The following is a 16,125-nucleotide window of genomic DNA, read 5'->3' as shown; positions in this document are numbered from 1 at the left end:
GTGGCCCAACACCCCAACAGTCATCCTGGACAGCACCGCGATACGATCCGACCGCACTTCATGCAGGTCAACTTCAGCCAAACCCGAAGAGACGACCACTCATCCACATGGTAAGTCGCACGGCCTCCTCCCCCAGGGTGGATCGAATCATGACCTGACCTGCGAAAACATCAAATCGGCAGGTCGCGGCAGTGCGATTGGACGCACTTGAGCGCAGCTCGATCCTGTTGTCCCACCTTGACTTCTCCCATTTCCTCCCATCTTCCTCCCAAGACGGGCCTGTGTCGACCCGCAGCGGGCGTCGAACGCCTGTGCACGCATCAAGCGAACTCGGTTATCCAGGGCACGTGGAAAATTTGGGGTTTGAGGATGGTGCGCTTCGCTGTTCGCCGCCGTTCGAGCATCTTCTGGAGCACTTCGACAGCGCACTCGGCGAGCCGGTGCGTGTCCTGGACCGCCGTGGCCCGCAAGGGGCTCGTGGCCGAGGTGATCAGATTCAGGACCTCGGGAATTCCGTCGATGCCGACCACCACCGTGTCGCTCGTGCTGGGCGAGGCGTTCGCGCGGATCGCGTCGACGGCGCCCAGTGCCATGTCGTCGCTGGTGCAGAACACGGCGTCGAGCGGCTCCCCGGACGACCGGATGTGGGTCTGCACCGCGTCATGAGCCCGTGCGCGGCGGAAGTCGCACGTGTCATCGACGGTGATCGAGATGCCGTCGAACTCCGCCCGCAGCAGGTCCACACAGCGGTTCTGCCGGTCCGGGTGCTCGTGACTGGCCACGATGAGGACGTGCGGATTCCGCACACCACACCGACGCAGGTGCCCGACCAACCAACGCCCCGCCTCCTCGCCCAGGTCCTCGGCGCGGTATCCCACGAACGCGGTGTTGTCCGGATAGTCGCTCTCGTCCTCGAACGGCTCCATGTCGGTGAACATCACCGGCAGCGCCACTTCCGCGCAGAACTCCAAGAGGTCGGGACGCGACCGGCGCAACTCGGTCGGCCAGACGACCCCTCCGACGTAACCGCTCCGGGCGGTCAACACCCTGCGCAGGTCATGGGCCAGTGCCGCGGCGTCGTGATCCCGGTCGGGCACCTTCAGCACCAGGTCCAGGCCCTTGCGGTCCAGGGAGCGGTGCAAGCGCTGCAGGAAGTCCAGCACCCAGTACTTCTGCGTGAACGTCGACATCACGAGGAAGACTCGACCAGTGGGAGTTCCGCGCCTTACAGGCCACAGCGAGAAGAGGGCCACCAGCACCACCGCGCCGGGAGCAGCCCACACGAACACCCCACCACGCAGGACGAACACAACTCCCGCCACGCAGACCAGCAACATCAGCAGGACACGTACAGGCAGGGCAAGCGCACCGCGATGGTGAACGTGATGCTCGACGGTGACCACCACGTCGCGGCCCGCCTGCACAACCACACCAGCGGACGACGCGTATCCGCGCTGACCGACTTCAGCACCGGTCCCTCGCGAACTCTCGCGCATGAAGCACTCCCCCACACCACCCGTGACCGCAAGACATAGCCGACCACGCCAACCCCGATTACGCACTATTGCGGCCTCATCAGAATTCGCCCGTCCCCGTCGAGCGCACTACAGGTTCGCGCTGTCCAGCGGGTCCCTCACAGCAGCGGCCCGGCACCATCTTCAGTAACCCTGCCATATCACCTGACCTGCACGGATGACATTTTCGACAGGCACACGGGTGGCACATCGAGCATGGGGGTCTGACCGTGACGGTCACCGACGTCCGCCGCACTGGCGACGAACTGGTCGTCGCCACGATCGAGTACAGGCTCAACGGCCAGGTCTGGACCCAGACGACCCCCGACTACGAACTCGACGACGCGCGACTCGCCTTCTGCCTGCGCGAAGCGGGCTTGGAGTTGGACGCGTTCCTTACCGAGGACCACAGTTGGGTCCGTGCGAGGCCCCGGCCGCACCATCAGCAACCCTGACTGGGGTTGTCCCGTTTTGATGAGTTGGACCGAGGCGGGCGCAGCCGTGCGGTGGATCATTCGGTGGCAGTCGGAGCACAAAAACCACCAGGTCTGAGGTACGGGTCTTAACGGAACTGAACCGCACCGTGCAGCCGGCACGCGCCGAAGCGGAGTTCCGGGCGTTGCTAGGACCTGCGGATGCCGCGGACCTTGTGCCGCTCGAAGAATCATCGCCGCTGGCAGAGCGGGGTGTCGCCGCGTTGGGACCATGTCCGGGTTGGCTGGTTGGTTCTGCTCGGCCGGTCATCGGCGGGCAAGGACGTGGAGCTGCTGGTGCTACGGCACGAAGTCGCCCTGCTGCGCCGGATCAACCCTCGCCCGCGGCTGGAGTGGGCCGATCGAGCTGTGCTCGCCGAGTTGGCGCGCCGACTCCCCGGATGCTGCGCGAGCACCGATTGGTGACGCCGGGCACCCTTCTTCGATGGCACCGGCGCCTGGTCGCGAGGAAGTGGTCCCACCCCCACCGCGCGGGCCGCCCACCTGTCGACGACACCACTGTGGCGTTGGTCGAACGCATGGCCCGCGAGAACACCGGCTGGGACTACCTCCGGATCCAGGGCGAACTGCTCAAGCTCGGCCACCGGGTATCCGCGTCAACGGTTCGCCGCGTGCTCAAGCGCCTGCGGATACCACCCGCGCCCCACCGCGACACCGACACCTCCTGGCCACAGGTCCTCCGCACGCAGGCCGCGAGCCTTCTGGCCTGCGACCTCTTCCACGTCGACTGCGCCGTCACCCTCAAGCGGATCTACGTGTTCTTCGTGATGGACGTCGCCACCCGCTACATCCACATCCTCGGCGTCACCACCAACCCCAACGGGGCATGAACCACCCAACAAGCCCGCAACCTGCTCATGACTTCGGAGACCGGGGCAGACGACCTCCGGTTCCTCATCCGCGACCGAGCCGGTCAGTTCACCGCCTCGTTCGACGCGGCCTTCTCCGCCACCGGCATCCAGGTCGTGAAGATGCCACCACGGTGCCCACGCGCCAACGCCTACGCCGAACGGTTCGCCAAAACCGTCCGACGCAAAGCCACCGACTGACTGCTCATCATCAACGAACACCACCTACAGGTGGTGCTGCAGCACTACGCGAACCACTACAACCACCGCAGACCACACCAAGCCCTACAACTCGCACCACCACAACCGGACCAGCCGATCGCAGAGCCGGACCACACCTCACTACGCCGTCGACCAATCCTCGGCGGCCCGACCAACGAGTACGAGCACGCAGCCGCCTAACCCCACGTCAGGCCATGTGTCGGACATCTGGCACCCCACAGGGCGAACGCGCCGTCTCCACCCTCAAGAACTGGCGGCTGCTGCGCAGACTCCGCTGCTCCACCACCCGTATCACCGACCTGACCAGAGCCGTCCTCACACTCCACCTCAACGCCGGATGGGGTTGGAAAGGCTCACTGCGAGCGCATGCCTCGTCTTTCGCGAGGGGGACGAATGGAGTACAAGTAACTATCTAGTACGTTCATTATCGCGAACGGGGTGGCGGCTGTGGCGGGAGTATGCGACGAGGACCGTTTCCTGATCGGCCTGGTCGGGTCGGGTATCGGGACGTCGTTGAGCCCCGCGCTGCACGAACGCGAGGCCGACGAGTCGGGGCTGCGCTGCCTGTACCGCACGCTCGACCTGATCGTCCTCGGTCTGCCGGCGGCGGCCGTCGGCGACCTCCTGGCCGCCGCGAGGCTGACCGGCTACGACGGCCTCAACATCACCCATCCGTGCAAGCAGGTCGTGCTACGCCACCTCGACGGGCTGTCCCCCGAAGCCGCCGCGCTGCGAGCGGTCAACACGGTGGTCTTCACCGACGGCAAGGCCATCGGCCACAACACCGACCTCGCCGGCTTCGCCCGGAACCTCCGGCTGGGCCTTCCCGACGCCCCGCTCGATCAGGTGGTCCTCCTCGGCGCGGGCGGCGCCGGGGCCGCGGCCGCCCACGGGCTGTTGGAAGCGGGCGCGGGCGCCGTTCACGTCTTCGACGCCGACCGCCACCGCGGTGACGTGCTCGTCGGCTCCCTGCGCGACCGCTTCCGCCCGGACCGCGCCCTGGCCGGACGCCTTGACGACGACCACGTCACGCTGGCCCGCGTGCTGCACGACGCGGACGGCCTGGTCAACGCCACACCCGTTGGGATGACCGCGTACCCGGGACTGCCGCTGCCCGCGCACCTGATCACGTCGCGGCTCTGGGTGGCCGACGTGGTCTACCGGCCGCTGGCCACCGAACTGCTCCGGACGGCACGCGCGCGGGGCTGTCGGGTGCTCGACGGTGGCGGCATGGTCGTGTTCCAAGCTGCGGAGGCGTTCCGGCTCTTCACCGGCCGCGAGCCCGACGCGGACCGGATGATGCGCCACTTCGACGCGCTCGTGCTCAGCGCGGGCGGGGATCGGGTCGGTCGGCGGCTTCCCGGGTCAACCGGAACTGGCGATGTGCGGCCATCCGCACCGGCGAGTTGACCGCGCCGTAGCCCTGGTACCCGCCGATGCGCTGGACGACCTCGAAGAACAGGTGCGATCCCAGCATGTGCGTGTAGAAGTGGAGGAACTCGCCGTGCTCGTCCTGGTCGTAGAGCACTGAGCACTCGCGCAACGAGGCGAGTCGCCCGGGCGGCAAGGCGAAGCGCGCGTCGAGGTCGTCGTAGTAGTTGTCGGGGATGTCGAGCAGGGGCGCGCCGAGCGCACGCATCGCCCGAGAACTGGCCACCACGTCCTCGGACGTGAAAGCGATGTGCTGCGGGTCGGGCACGGCGGGCGCCCAGTCGCCGCGCCGCAGCGCCGCCACGTTCAGCGCGATGCGGATCCGCCGGTCGCGATCGGTCGCCGAACGGCTGCGGATCAGGCCGAACGGTGCGGCGAACTCGGTCTCGGGCTCCGGGCGCAGGCCGAGCGCGGCCCGGTAGAACAGGGCGGTGCGGTCGAAGTCGTCGAACGGCTCGGTGAGCGAGACGTGGTCGATCCCGGTGATGCCGCAGGTGTGCACCGCCGAGGGCTCCGCCGCCGTGAAGTCCGCCATCCAGTCGCTTCCCGGGCGGCAGAAGACGAGCGTGACGCCGTCGGGCGCGGTGACCGCCGGGTCCGCACCACCACCGGAGTCAGTCGGGGCGAGCAGCCGTTCCGCACGCCGCGCGGCGACCGCCGGGTCCGGGGTCTCCACACCCAGCGCGCCGATCCGCACGCCACCGAAACCGGTCGTCCGGACCACGATCCGGGCATCCCCCTGCTGCCACAATCGGGCCGAGCTCGACTCGTCCTGTCCCATGTGGACGAAGCCGAGACCGGCGAGCACCAGCGTGAGGTCGGGAGCGCCGGAACCGGCGGTGGTCAGCTCGCAGAACGCGTACCCGGTCGGTTGTGGCGCGGCGGGCAGGTCGGCGACGCCCATCCGGTCACGGACGCGCACCGGACCCGTGGTGGCGATGTCCTCGCGGAGGAGCAGCAGCGAGCGCATGGCGTCGACCGCGGTCCGGGCGGGGTCGGCCTGCCGGAAGACGTCGTTGAACACCTCCAGCGACACCGGGCCGTCGTAGCCGGTGGCCACCACGGTGCCGGTGAAGGCGGTCAGGTCGAACGCACCCTGACCGGGGAAGAGCCGGTGGTGCCTGCTCCACTGCAGCACGTCCATCCTCAACCGGGGCGCGTCCGCCAGTTGCAGGAAGAAGATCCGCGAGCCGGGGATCACCCGGATCCCGGCGATGTCGCTGCCGCGGGAGAGCACGTGGAAGCTGTCCAGGCACAGCCCCAGCGCGGGGTGGTCACCACGCCTGACAATCCGCCACGAGTGCTCGTAGGTGTTCACGAAGCGCCCCCACGCGAGCGCCTCGTACGCGATCCGGATGCCCCGGTCGGCCGCCCGGCACGCCAGCGCGTGCAGCTGCTCGGCGGCGAGGTCGTCGTCGTCGACGGCGTCCGGCGAGGTCGAGGAGCACACCAGCAAGGTGTCCACCCCGAGCTGCTCCATCACGTCGAACTTACGCTCGGCCCGGCGCAGGTTCGCCGCGAGCACGTCCGGCGGCACCGCCTCGAAGTCGCGGAACGGCTGGTACAGGTCGATCGACAGCCCCAGGTCCGCGCAGCGGGCACGGACCTCCCGCAGCGACCAAGGCGAGACGACCAGGTCGTGCTCGAAGATCTCGACGCCGTCGAAGCCGGCCGCGCCCGCGGCGGCCAGCTTGTCCTCGAGCGTGCCGGACAAGCACACCGTCGCGATGTCCAGGTGGAGTTCCGGGCCGTCCATCGTCGCCTCCGCAGTGTCGCGGACGTAATGAACGTACCAGATAGTTACTTAGCCGTGCGCTGGGACGCCCGGGACCGCGCACCTCGCTACAGTGGCGACACAGATCCACGGTCGGAGAGGGAAGTCGTTGGCCGCTCAGGTTCCCGGTGCCATTCCGGCACGACGCCCCGCCGACGGACCGGACCGCAGCCGAGACCCCGACCGGACCCGCGCCGACATCCTCGACGTCGCCACCACCGAGTTCGCAGACAAGGGGTACGCGGGCGCCAGGGTGGACGAGATCGCCGCGAAGACGAGCACCACCAAGCGGATGATCTACTACTACTTCGGCAACAAGGAACAGCTCTACATCGCGGTACTGGAGCGGGCCTACACCGGCATCCGGACCATCGAGCGGGAACTGGACGTCGAGCACCTCGACCCCGTCGACGCCATCCGGCGGCTGGCCGAGCTCACGTTCGACCACCACGAGTCCCACCCGGACTTCGTCCGACTGGTCAGCATCGAGAACATCGACCGCGCCGAGCACATCGCCCGCTCCTCCGTGCTGACCGGCCTGGCCTCCCCCGCGCTCAACGTGCTGGCCAGGATCCTCGACCGGGGCCGGGAATCGGGCGTCTTCCGCGACGACGTCGACCCGCTCGACGTGCACATGGTGATCAGCGCGTTCTGCGTGTTCCGCACGGCCAATCGGCACACCTTCAACGCGATCTTCAAGCGCGACATGCTCGACCCCGCCCTGCGCGCCCACTACCGCGGGATGCTCTGCGACCTCGTCCTGGCGCACCTGACCGTCCGCTGATAGTCACCCCTTGACAAAGTGACCGCTGCCACATCAGCCTAATTAACTATCTAGTCCGTTCGCTCGACCGCCTGGCTGCCGACCTCGCAACGACGCCTGACACCAGGAGCACCCCAGTGACCACGCAACGGGCAGGCAAGCCCCGGCAGGCCGCGGTCGCGGCCTGGATCGGGAGCGCTCTGGAGTACTACGACTTCTTCATCTACGGCACTGCCGCGGCGCTGGTGTTCAACAAGGTGTTCTTCCCGGCGTCCGATCCGGCCACCGGCACCCTGCTGTCCGTGGCGACCTTCGGCGTCGGCTACGTGGCGCGGCCCGTCGGCGCGTTCCTGCTCGGCCACGTCGGCGACCGCCTGGGGCGCAAGAAGGTGCTGGTCTTCACGCTCATGCTGATGGGCGTGGCCACGTTCCTGGTGGGCTGCCTGCCCACGTACGACCAGGCCGGTGTGCTGGCTCCCGTCATGCTCGTGCTGCTGCGGCTGCTCCAAGGCCTGTCGGCCTCGGGCGAGCAGGCGGGCGCGAACTCGATGACGCTCGAACACGCACCGGCGCACCGCCGCGCGTACTACACAAGCTTCACGCTCAGCGGCACCCAGGCCGGTCAGATCCTCGCCACCGCGGTATTCCTGCCCGTGGCCGCGCTCCCCGAGGAGGCGCTGCTGTCCTGGGGTTGGCGGGTGCCGTTCTGGGCCAGCTTCGTCGTCGTCGTGGCCGGCTACGTCATCCGACGCCGCCTGGAGGAGACACCGGTGTTCGAGCGGCAGAAGGCCACCGGCAGCGTGGCCCGCCTGCCGGTCGCCGTGCTGTTCCGCGAGCACTGGCGCGACGTGCTCCGCGTCGTGCAGGCGTCATTCATCGCCTCCGTGAGCACCATCTTCACCGTCTACGCGCTGAGCTACGCGGTGAACACCGTCGGGCTCGACCGGTCGTCCATGCTGTGGGTCGGTGTGCTGGCCAACGTCGTCGCCCTGCTCGCGCTCCCCCTGTGGGCCACGCTCGCCGACCGGGTGGGCCGCAAACCCGTGTTCATCACCGGCTCGGTTGGCTGCGCCGTGCTGGTGTTCGCCTACTTCGCCGCCATCTCAGCGGGCAACTACCCGATGATCTTCCTGGTCGGCATCGTCATGTTCGGCGTCGTCTACAGCGCCGCCAACGGCATCTGGCCCGCGTTCTACGGCGAGATGTTCAAGACCGGGGTCCGGCTGTCCGGCATGGCGATCGGCACCCAGATCGGCTTCGCCATCGCGGGTTTCGCCCCCACCATCGGCGCCGCCATCGCCGGGACCGGCACCACCGGCTGGATCCCGGTCGCGGTGTTCACCGCCGCGCTCTGCGCGGTCAACATCGCCGCCGTCGCGACCGCCCGGGAAACGTTCCGGGTGCCCACCGAGGACCTGGGTGTCCGGCCCACCCGAACCCCTGACACCGACGTCACCGTTACCTGAACCGCGTGCGCTCAGGTCGCCGGCGTCAGGGACCGCCGCGGCACCCTCGGTCAGGGCGCGATTCCCACGCCGTCGATCCGACTCCACACCCGCTCCTGCGCCGCGGTCATGGCCGACCAGGAGACGTGACCCGGCCGGGGTCGGACTCGGGTGTGGTGCGAGGCGTATGGGGTTCCAGAACTCTGCACTGAGGCGCTGAGCTGGGGCGATCGCGCACCATGTGCTGCAGGGGCATGATCGTGAGGCGTGGCGCTACGACTGCTGTACCTGATCTTCGCCCAGGTCATCGGCTGGTTGGTCCTGCTCGGCCGGTCATCGGCGGCCAAGGACGTGGAGTTGCTGGTGCTGCGACATGAGGTCGCCGTGCTGCGCCGGGCCAACCCTCGCCCGCGGTGGAACCGGGCCGACCGCGCTGTGCTCGCCGCGTTGGTGCGACGCCTGCCCGCCTGGCTACGGCAACGCCGGTTGGTAGCGCCGCCGGGTGCCGCCCGCGCGTCAGCGTGACACCGACCTCCTGGCGACAGTTCCTCCGCACCCAGGCCGCAAGCATGCTGGCCTGCGACTTCTTCCACGTCGACTGCGCCCTCACGCTCAAACGGGTCTATGTGTTCTTCGTGATGGAGGTCGCCACCCGCTACGTGCACATCCTCGGCACCACCACGAATCCCGACGGCCCCTGGACCACGCAGCAAGCCCGCAACCTGCTCATGGATCTCCGCGACCGGGCAGACGACTTCCGGTTCCTGGTGCGAGACCGGGCAGGCCAGTTCACCACCTCGTTCGACGCCGTCCTCGCCGACGCCGGCATCGAAGTCGTGAAAATCCCACCGCGATGTCCGCGAGCCAACGCCCACGCCGAACGGTTCGTCGGCACCGTCAGACGTGAAGTCACCGACCGCCTGCCCATCCTCAACGAACACCACCTGAGATCAGTGCTCGACCGGTATGTGACCCACTACAACCACCGCCGACCACACCAAGCCCCCCAACTCACACCACCACGGCCGGACCACCCGACCACAGAGCCCAACCGGACCTCGATACGCCGACGACCAGTCCTCGGCGGCCTGACCAACGAGCACGAACCCACAGCAGCATAAGCGCAGTTCAGACCGCGTGGCCGACTTTTGGCACCCCACAGGTCTTCTACGGCACACCCGGCAACATCCACCACGTCGGCCTCTACCTCGGCGCCGGACGCATGATCAACGCTCCGACCTTCGGACAACCCGTGCAGATCGACAACCACCGCTACGACGGCGACGACTACGCCGGAGCGACCCGCCCGGCGGCATCTGCTCCGGTTTGGCTTCTGCGCCGATTGGTGCACTTCGGCGTGTGCACGAGCACCGCGTGAGCATTTGCTCAGGTGTCGCGGAAGGTCTGGTCGGTGGTTCGCGGTACAGAAGCCGTCGTGCTCCGCACGGTCAGGCTGCTGGACGCCTGCCGGTGAGTACCGCGAGGCCGAGGAGCACCGCTGCACCGATCACCGCGACCACGACCAGTCCCGGGGTGAAGCCGTGTCCGCGCTGGACGAAGGTGCCGATGCTGCCGAGCACCGCCACCCCGAGTGCCAGCCCGAACTCCACGCTGGTCTCCGACAACGCCGATGCCGCACCGGCCCGTCCGGGTGGCGCCGCGCTGACCACGGTGTCCGTGCTCAGCGCCATCACCGGTCCCAGGCCGAGGTAGATCAGCACGAGTCCGGCGACCAGCGGCGCGAGCCCGTGTTCGTCCGGAGTCCAGGCCAGCACGACAAAGCCGACCGCCGACACCGCCAGTGACCACGTGAGCAGGCGGTGGGTCGGGATCCGGCGAGCCAGTGCGGGTGCCGCCACCGAGGTCAGGACCATCGCCACCGCGGAGGGCATCAGCCACAACCCGGCCCCGATGGGAGACAGCCCGGTCTCCTGCTGGAGGTGGAGCGCGGCGAACAGGTAGACCCCGGCGACGCAGGCGAGCGCGGCGAGCAGGACCAGCAGCGCGTTCCGGAACGGCCGCGCGGCGAACAGCCGGAGGTCGATCAGCGGCAGCCTCAGCTGCTGTTGCCGTCGCCGGAACACGACTCCGGCGCTCGCGCCGAGCAGCAGTGCGGCCCCACCCGGAAGTGGCGATCCCCCCTCGGCGAGGTGCTTGATGCCGTAGACGACCGGCAGCACGGTCGCCAAGGACAGGGCCACGCTCGCCAGGTCCGGTTTCCCGGGTTCGGCGTCGTGGTGTTCCGGCAGCAGGATCGGCCCGGTGATCAGGAGCAGGATCATCACCGGGACGGCGAGGAGGAACACCGAACCCCACCAGAACCACTCGAGCAGCAGCCCGCCGGCCACCGGGCCGAGCGCCACCCCGGCGGACAGGCCCGCGGACCAGAGCCCGATCGCGGCGCCGCGCTGGCGCGGGTCGCGGAACATGCTGCCGATCAGCTCGAGGGTGGAGGGCATGAGGGTGGCGCCGGCGATGCCGAGCAGCCCACGGGCGGCGATGAGCAGTTCGGCCGACGGCGCACAGGCCGCCAGCACCGACATGACCAGGAAGGCCGCGGCTCCGATCAGCAGCAGGCGACGCCTGCCGATGCGGTCGCCCAACGTGCCCATGGTGACGAGGAAACCGGCGACCAGGAAGCCGTAGGCATCGGAGATCCACAACAGCTGGCCCGGGCTCGGCTCCAGGTCGGCGGCGAGGCTGGGGAGCGCCAGGTAGAGGACCGTGGCGTCCATGGACAGCAGCGCGGTCGGCAGCACGAGCACGGCGAGGCCGAGCCACTCGCGTGGCCCCGCGGAGGTGTGGAGTTGTCGGTCGGACATGCCGCGACGCTAAAGTCTCACATAAATGTGAGGGTCAAGCGCGGATCTCGGAGGCGGCGTGCGCATCGGCGAACTGGAACGCAGGACCGGGGTCAGCCAGCGCCTGCTGCGCTACTACGAGGAGCAGGGCCTGCTGCAACCACAGCGCTTGCCCAGTGGCTACCGCGTGTACGCCGACGCCGACGTGACCACCGTCGAGCACATCCGCAACCTGCTCGCCGCGGGCCTGTCCACCGCCACGATCGCCGATCTGCTGCCCTGCATGGGTTCCGCGGGCGGACAGCTCATCGCCGACTGCCCCGAACTACTGCTGGACCTGCACCGGGAACGCGCCCGGCTCAGTGCCGCGATCACCGAGTTGACCACCGCCCGCAGCACACTCGACCAGGTGATCGCCACAGCACCTCCCTCGGTCGAGCACGCGGCCGCGCAACTGCGCGACGCCGGTTGACGAAGCGACCCGGCACCGCACGCCGAAGAAGGCCGACGGGCTGCCCGATGAACCATCGCGTCACCTACCGGCCGACAAGCGGCACCGCCATCCCCGCCCGGTGCCGCATGGACCTCGCCTCGCCCGGCCGACGTCGTCCCCGCACCGCCGACCGGGCGGTCGGTGTCGGCACGGGAACGCCCGATGCCGACATCCCCATCGGAAGCCTTGCCCCGGTCGACGAGCAGCCGATGAGCGGGTTGCCGCCGGCCGGACGGTGACCGCCGGGTTCAGAGGTACCCGACGCCGGTCAGTTCCTCGGCCGCCGCCCAGAGTCGTTCGCCGACGGCCGGATCGGCGGCCTCCCGGTTGAGCCGGGCTTCGGTGACCCGGCCGCGCGTCTCCCAGAGCCCGGCCGGACCGAAGAACTGACCGCCCCGCACCCCGGGTTCGGTCGCGGCGCGCAACTGCGGCAGCGCGCCCTGCTCCACCGACTGGGTGGCCAGCAGGCCGAGCCACGCGATCACCCTCCCGAACCGGCCTCGGTGCTCCCAAGCGCGCGGGGTCAGGTTGGTGCGGGTGAGACCGGGGTGGGCCAGCGCGCTGACGATCGGCGATCCGGCGGTGCGCAGGCGACGGTCCAGCTCGACGCCGAAGACGGTGGTGGCGAGCTTGGACCGGCCGTAGGCGACGGTTGCCCGGTAGTCACGCTCGGACATCAGGTCGTCGAAGTCCAGGTGCGCGTTCTTGTGGGTGATCGAACTGAGGCTGACCACCCTGGCTTCCCGCGCCGCGGCCAGGTTGCCGAGCAGCAGGCCGGTCAGCGCGAAATGGCCCAACATGTTGGTGCCGAGCTGCAGCTCGAAGCCGTCGGCGGAGGTGCGGCGCGGGCCGAGCAGCACCACTCCGGCGTTGTTGACCAGCAGGTCGATCACCGGGTGGTCGGCGGCCAGCTCCGCCGCGAAGGCCCGCACGGAGTCGAGGCGGGCCAGGTCCAGTTCGCGCACCTCGACATCGCCCCCGATCCGGCGGGCGGCCTCCTCGCCGGCGGCGGTGTCGCGGACGGCCAGCACGACGTGGGCGCCGCGACGGGCCAGCTCGGTGGCGGTGACCAGGCCGAGTCCCGAGTTCGCGCCGGTCACGACGGCGACCCGGCCGTGCTGGTCGGGGATGTGGTCAGCGGTCCATCCGGTCATCTGCTGCTCCTGGAAGTGGTCGGGGCACTGCGCCGACGACGTTAGGAGCGGTCCGGACCGGTTGGGTCGGTCCCGGTTGCCTGGGTCTGCGGGACCCACCTTGGCCGATCGGCGGGGCGGCACACTGGTGGGGTGAGCAGCCCTCATCCGTACGCTCGTGAACTCGGGGACTTCCTGCGCGCCCGGCGCGGCCGGCTGCGCCCGCACGACGTCGGCCTGGAGCCGGGCGGGCGGCGCAAGGTCACCGGGCTGCGCCGCGAGGAGCTGGCCCTGCTGGCCGGGTTGAGCACCGACTACTACCAGCGGATGGAGCAGGGCCGGGAGGTGCGCCCGTCCGACGAGGTCCTGGACGCGCTCGCCGGCGCACTCGGCCTCGACGACAAGGAACGCCGGCACCTGTTCGCCCTGGCCCGCGCCGCCCGCCGGCCGATGCCCGAACGGGTGAACCGCGATCCGGAACGGGTACCGGACAGCACACGGCGCCTGCTGCGGGTGATGGACACCCCGGCGGTCGTCCTCGGCCGGCACCTCGACCTGCTCGACTGGAACCCGATGGCACAGGCGCTGCTCGGCGACCCCGACCCCGACACCTACCCGCCGGACCGGCTCAACATGCTCCTGCTGATGTTCGACGACACGCTGACCGGCGAGCGGAGCTGCCCGGACTGGGAGCGGCAGGCCCTGGACTACATCGGCATGATGCGCGCCGCCGTCGCCACCGACCCCACCCATCCCCGCGCCACCGCGATCGTCGGCGAGCTGAGCATCCGCAGCGCCGAGTTCCGGCGGCTGTGGGCCCGACACGACGTACGCGAGTCGGCCGGCGGCACCAAGACCTTCCGGGTCCCCGAGGTCGGCGACATCGTCCTGGACTGGGACACCTACCCGCTACCGGGCAGCCCGGGCCCGATCATGCTGGTCTTCACCGCCGAACCGGGCAGCGCCGACGCGGACCGGCTGCAACTCCTGGCGTCGTTGCACGCGACCCGCTCGGCGCGCGCCGACGAGCACGCCCCCCAGGCCAGGTAGACAGCTCTGCTGGTAGCGCGGAGTCCCGACGGTGGCGCTGAAACGAATGCATCGGTCAGGCGGATCGTGCTGGACCCGTCCCGTGGCTGCCGTGCGGGCGAGGCTGGTCGCGGGCAGGGAGATCCGGATGCTGCGGTGTTCACCAACCCGGTCACCGGCACGTGGCAGGGCCGGCGGATCGTGCATGCCCGCACGGCCGCCCGTAAGAACGGCATGGCCAAGACGCTCCGGGATCACGACCTGCGGCACACCCACGTCGCATGGCTGCTCACCGACCGGATTGCACTGCTGGCGGTGTCGCGCCGGTTGGGGCGTGAGTTGATCGGGATCACGGCCGACATCCACGGGCACCTCCTTCCCGAAGGCGAGGACGCCATTCGGATGGTGCCGGTCAACCGCCGGGCGGCCCCGTCCCCGACCAGAGCGGCCCGGGTGCGGCGCCGGCTGTGGACGCGGTAGCCGCCTCGACGGCGCTGAGAACGCCGCAGAACCCGCTGCGGGGCCATGGGTGCCCGGGGCCGCTCGCTTGTCCAGGGGTAGTCACCGGGTTCACGTACCGGTCATGTGCGGCACGTGAACCGGGAGGTGCACCGCCGGGCCCGGCGACCGTGCGGCGGCCCCGTCGGGTCACCACCAGTCCGGAGCGGCCCGCCAGGCGGACGCGGTGGGGCGCTCACCCCCGGTGGTCATGAACTCGTGGGCGGCCCGACGCACCACGTCCAACGGGATTTCGGAATCGGCCGGGTACTCGGTGTCCGAATTCATCAGGTAGTACAGGACCGGTTCGTCAGCACTCCAGTCGGGGCCGGGGGTTTCCGTGCTGAACCACTTCTGCCCGCCGCCGGCGTAGTACAGCGCGCCCCTCCCAGCCCGGCCGTGCAGTCCGACGTTGAAGTTCGCACGTCCGGGGTTTCCGACCACATAGAGATCCACGAGGATGCGGCCCTCCCGCTCGGCCACGGCGTCCAACACGGCGTCCAGCTCGGCCGGGGTACGCAGGATCACGGCGTCGTCCTGCTCCTCGTCGTACCAAGCCTCTAGGTCCACCACGGCTGTGCTCCTCCTGTGTAGCGGGTGCGGGTGCGCGTCCCTTTGCTGTTGATCCCGTTACACGGTCGGTGTGGCTCCCTCCGGGAGGAGGATCGGCACGAGGGTGTCGCAGTTCAGCTTTCCCTTACAGACCACGTGGTTGATCACTACCGTGGCGTGTTTGATCCCGTTCGCGGCCATGTGCGCGGCCAGCTTCATCTCAACGTCACCGGATCGGGCCGTGCCCTCCGCCCACCCCTTTTCCGCCAGCTGTTCGTTCACGAGCTTGGAACGCGCGTCCCGTCCGCTGACGACCGGCTGGGCCTGACCGTCCGGGCCGATCCACCGGCCGTGCGTCCTCTGCCCGGTTCCGGGCTCCACGGGCGGGGGCAGTTCCCGACGTAGCGACTCGATGCGGTCGGGCGGGATCATGGGCGGATCGACTGGTTCGACCTGGCGAACCGGGGACTGTTCCGGCGGCTGCGCCCAGGTTGGCTGTGCGGGCTGCTGAACGATCGGGGCCTGGCCAGAGGTGTCCGTGGCCGCCAGGTGGTCCGCGTAGCCCTGGGCGGCTTTCACGGCTTCGTTCAACAGTGGCCAGTAGTGGCCCTTGCAGGCGTCCACCACGCCGGCGAATGCGGCCAGTACCTGCGCCCCGGCCGCTCCAAGGCGCCGCGTGCCTTCCAATGCGCGGGCCAACACGTCGTGCGCCTCCTGCGCCAGGTCTTCCGCATGCTCCAACGCGGTCCGCGCCTGCCCGCCCTTCGCGCACGCGGCCCGGACCTGCGCGGCCACCTCCCGAGTTGACGCCACCCTGCCCCCCTTCTCCCACTGCGTAAGCGTGGCACGGGGCACTGACAGTCACGGATCCGACACGGGCAGTTGAACGCTGATCCGGCCCGGGAGCGCGGCGTTGTCGGGTCCGGAGGTCGTGGCGATCAGGGCGTTGTGGTGTCCGGGGGTGGCAGCACGTGGTGCTCCACGAAGTGGGTGAGCGCGTCGGGGTCGTCGGCGATCTCCGGCAGTGCCGTCGGGGTGGCCCGCCGCAGCTGCGTCCAGCCGACGTACGCCGCGTACGCGGCCACGGCCCGGTGCCGGGCCTGCCCGGCCGGGAAGCCGAGTTCGGCG

The 16,125-nt window shown here is 69.6% G+C and carries 19 protein-coding genes and 3 pseudogenes; 15 read left to right on the top strand and 7 right to left on the bottom strand.

Annotated elements, in window-relative coordinates:
- Positions 1–320: 320 nt before the first annotated feature.
- Positions 321–1,496, bottom strand: a complete 1,176-nt coding sequence (locus ABD223_RS24415) for a sugar ABC transporter substrate-binding protein (protein ID WP_344038775.1) — start codon at positions 1,494–1,496, stop codon at positions 321–323.
- A 248-nt stretch (positions 1,497–1,744) separates the two neighbouring features.
- Here ABD223_RS24415 and ABD223_RS24410 point away from each other — a divergent pair, with 248 nt between their 5' ends.
- From ABD223_RS24410 to ABD223_RS24380, 7 genes and pseudogenes are all read left to right on the top strand, one after another.
- Positions 1,745–1,969, top strand: coding sequence for a hypothetical protein (locus ABD223_RS24410; RefSeq protein ID WP_344038772.1), 225 nt, complete (start codon positions 1,745–1,747; stop codon positions 1,967–1,969).
- Positions 1,970–2,149: 180 nt separating this feature from the next.
- Positions 2,150–2,413, top strand: coding sequence for a hypothetical protein (locus tag ABD223_RS24405; protein WP_344038771.1), 264 nt, complete (start codon positions 2,150–2,152; stop codon positions 2,411–2,413).
- A 101-nt stretch (positions 2,414–2,514) separates the two neighbouring features.
- On the top strand, positions 2,515–2,838 hold the full coding sequence (locus tag ABD223_RS24400; protein WP_344038770.1) for a hypothetical protein: 324 nt from the start codon (positions 2,515–2,517) through the stop codon (positions 2,836–2,838).
- Positions 2,839–2,865: 27 nt separating this feature from the next.
- On the top strand, positions 2,866–3,057 hold the full coding sequence (locus tag ABD223_RS24395; protein WP_344038769.1) for a hypothetical protein: 192 nt from the start codon (positions 2,866–2,868) through the stop codon (positions 3,055–3,057).
- Between the two features lie 30 nt (positions 3,058–3,087).
- Positions 3,088–3,258, top strand: a complete 171-nt coding sequence (locus tag ABD223_RS24390) for a transposase (RefSeq protein WP_344038768.1) — start codon at positions 3,088–3,090, stop codon at positions 3,256–3,258.
- A 44-nt stretch (positions 3,259–3,302) separates the two neighbouring features.
- A pseudogene (locus ABD223_RS24385) lies at positions 3,303–3,407 on the top strand (IS5/IS1182 family transposase); the annotation flags it as partial.
- Between the two features lie 109 nt (positions 3,408–3,516).
- The gene (locus ABD223_RS24380; RefSeq protein WP_344038766.1) at positions 3,517–4,488 is read left to right on the top strand and encodes a shikimate dehydrogenase; all 972 of its coding nucleotides are present in this window, start codon (positions 3,517–3,519) and stop codon (positions 4,486–4,488) included.
- Here ABD223_RS24380 and ABD223_RS24375 read toward each other — a convergent pair.
- Positions 4,403–6,265 (bottom strand): sugar phosphate isomerase/epimerase and 4-hydroxyphenylpyruvate domain-containing protein, encoded by a 1,863-nt coding sequence (locus ABD223_RS24375; protein ID WP_344038764.1) that lies wholly within the window; start codon positions 6,263–6,265, stop codon positions 4,403–4,405. The genes ABD223_RS24380 and ABD223_RS24375 overlap by 86 nt on opposite strands.
- A 127-nt stretch (positions 6,266–6,392) precedes the next feature.
- Here ABD223_RS24375 and ABD223_RS24370 point away from each other — a divergent pair, with 127 nt between their 5' ends.
- The 5 genes and pseudogenes from ABD223_RS24370 to ABD223_RS24350 all read left to right on the top strand — a co-directional run.
- On the top strand, positions 6,393–7,067 hold the full coding sequence (locus ABD223_RS24370) for a TetR/AcrR family transcriptional regulator (RefSeq protein ID WP_344038762.1): 675 nt from the start codon (positions 6,393–6,395) through the stop codon (positions 7,065–7,067).
- A gap of 116 nt (positions 7,068–7,183) precedes the next feature.
- Positions 7,184–8,512 carry an MFS transporter gene (locus tag ABD223_RS24365; RefSeq protein WP_344038760.1) on the top strand — a complete coding sequence of 443 codons (1,329 nt, stop codon included), beginning with the start codon at positions 7,184–7,186 and terminating at the stop codon, positions 8,510–8,512.
- 246 nt (positions 8,513–8,758) lie between these two features.
- Positions 8,759–9,016 carry a hypothetical protein gene (locus ABD223_RS24360; RefSeq protein ID WP_344038758.1) on the top strand — a complete coding sequence of 86 codons (258 nt, stop codon included), beginning with the start codon at positions 8,759–8,761 and terminating at the stop codon, positions 9,014–9,016.
- Between the two features lie 44 nt (positions 9,017–9,060).
- Positions 9,061–9,612, top strand: a complete 552-nt coding sequence (locus ABD223_RS24355) for an integrase core domain-containing protein (RefSeq protein ID WP_344038756.1) — start codon at positions 9,061–9,063, stop codon at positions 9,610–9,612.
- Between the two features lie 41 nt (positions 9,613–9,653).
- Positions 9,654–9,869: pseudogene (locus ABD223_RS24350) on the top strand (NlpC/P60 family protein); the annotation flags it as partial.
- 70 nt (positions 9,870–9,939) lie between these two features.
- Here ABD223_RS24350 and ABD223_RS24345 read toward each other — a convergent pair.
- Positions 9,940–11,313 carry an MFS transporter gene (locus ABD223_RS24345; RefSeq protein WP_344038754.1) on the bottom strand — a complete coding sequence of 458 codons (1,374 nt, stop codon included), beginning with the start codon at positions 11,311–11,313 and terminating at the stop codon, positions 9,940–9,942.
- Between the two features lie 58 nt (positions 11,314–11,371).
- On the opposite strand from ABD223_RS24345, the gene ABD223_RS24340 reads away from it, so the two are divergent.
- The gene (locus ABD223_RS24340) at positions 11,372–11,764 is read left to right on the top strand and encodes a MerR family transcriptional regulator (RefSeq protein ID WP_344038752.1); all 393 of its coding nucleotides are present in this window, start codon (positions 11,372–11,374) and stop codon (positions 11,762–11,764) included.
- 269 nt (positions 11,765–12,033) lie between these two features.
- Here the strand turns inward: ABD223_RS24340 and ABD223_RS24335 are convergent, their stop codons facing one another.
- Positions 12,034–12,939: an oxidoreductase gene (locus tag ABD223_RS24335; protein WP_344038750.1), complete on the bottom strand. Its 906-nt coding sequence runs from the start codon at positions 12,937–12,939 to the stop codon at positions 12,034–12,036.
- 132 nt (positions 12,940–13,071) lie between these two features.
- On the opposite strand from ABD223_RS24335, the gene ABD223_RS24330 reads away from it, so the two are divergent.
- Both ABD223_RS24330 and ABD223_RS24325 read left to right on the top strand, forming a co-directional pair.
- On the top strand, positions 13,072–13,968 hold the full coding sequence (locus ABD223_RS24330) for a helix-turn-helix transcriptional regulator (protein ID WP_344038748.1): 897 nt from the start codon (positions 13,072–13,074) through the stop codon (positions 13,966–13,968).
- A gap of 135 nt (positions 13,969–14,103) precedes the next feature.
- On the top strand, positions 14,104–14,427 hold the full coding sequence (locus tag ABD223_RS24325) for a site-specific integrase (RefSeq protein WP_344038747.1): 324 nt from the start codon (positions 14,104–14,106) through the stop codon (positions 14,425–14,427).
- A 168-nt stretch (positions 14,428–14,595) separates the two neighbouring features.
- Here ABD223_RS24325 and ABD223_RS24320 read toward each other — a convergent pair whose 3' ends face one another.
- From ABD223_RS24320 to ABD223_RS24310, 3 genes and pseudogenes are all read right to left on the bottom strand, one after another.
- Positions 14,596–15,018 (bottom strand): Imm1 family immunity protein, encoded by a 423-nt coding sequence (locus ABD223_RS24320; protein ID WP_344038746.1) that lies wholly within the window; start codon positions 15,016–15,018, stop codon positions 14,596–14,598.
- Between the two features lie 57 nt (positions 15,019–15,075).
- The gene (locus ABD223_RS24315) at positions 15,076–15,792 is read right to left on the bottom strand and encodes a DddA-like double-stranded DNA deaminase toxin (RefSeq protein ID WP_344038744.1); all 717 of its coding nucleotides are present in this window, start codon (positions 15,790–15,792) and stop codon (positions 15,076–15,078) included.
- Positions 15,793–15,935: 143 nt separating this feature from the next.
- Positions 15,936–16,125 (bottom strand): annotated as a pseudogene (locus tag ABD223_RS24310) (hypothetical protein); the annotation flags it as partial.

Source organism: Saccharothrix xinjiangensis (genome assembly GCF_039527585.1).
Classification (GTDB): domain Bacteria; phylum Actinomycetota; class Actinomycetes; order Mycobacteriales; family Pseudonocardiaceae; genus Actinosynnema; species Actinosynnema xinjiangensis.
The sequence above is the reverse complement of the archived record's forward strand: the minus strand, read 5'-3'. Positions and strand labels throughout refer to the sequence as shown.

What these genes read in the sequence shown, in the direction of transcription:
- ABD223_RS24395 (WP_344038769.1), top strand. Translation starts at nt 2,866, where the DNA reads ATGACTTCGGAGACCGGGGCAGACGACCTCCGGTTCCTCATCCGCGAC.
- ABD223_RS24405 (WP_344038771.1), top strand. Translation starts at nt 2,150, where the DNA reads ATGCCGCGGACCTTGTGCCGCTCGAAGAATCATCGCCGCTGGCAGAGC.
- ABD223_RS24335 (WP_344038750.1), bottom strand. Translation starts at nt 12,939, where the DNA reads ATGACCGGATGGACCGCTGACCACATCCCCGACCAGCACGGCCGGGTC.
- ABD223_RS24345 (WP_344038754.1), bottom strand. Translation starts at nt 11,313, where the DNA reads ATGTCCGACCGACAACTCCACACCTCCGCGGGGCCACGCGAGTGGCTC.
- ABD223_RS24415 (WP_344038775.1), bottom strand. Translation starts at nt 1,496, where the DNA reads ATGCGCGAGAGTTCGCGAGGGACCGGTGCTGAAGTCGGTCAGCGCGGA.
- ABD223_RS24355 (WP_344038756.1), top strand. Translation starts at nt 9,061, where the DNA reads ATGCTGGCCTGCGACTTCTTCCACGTCGACTGCGCCCTCACGCTCAAA.
- ABD223_RS24375 (WP_344038764.1), bottom strand. Translation starts at nt 6,265, where the DNA reads ATGGACGGCCCGGAACTCCACCTGGACATCGCGACGGTGTGCTTGTCC.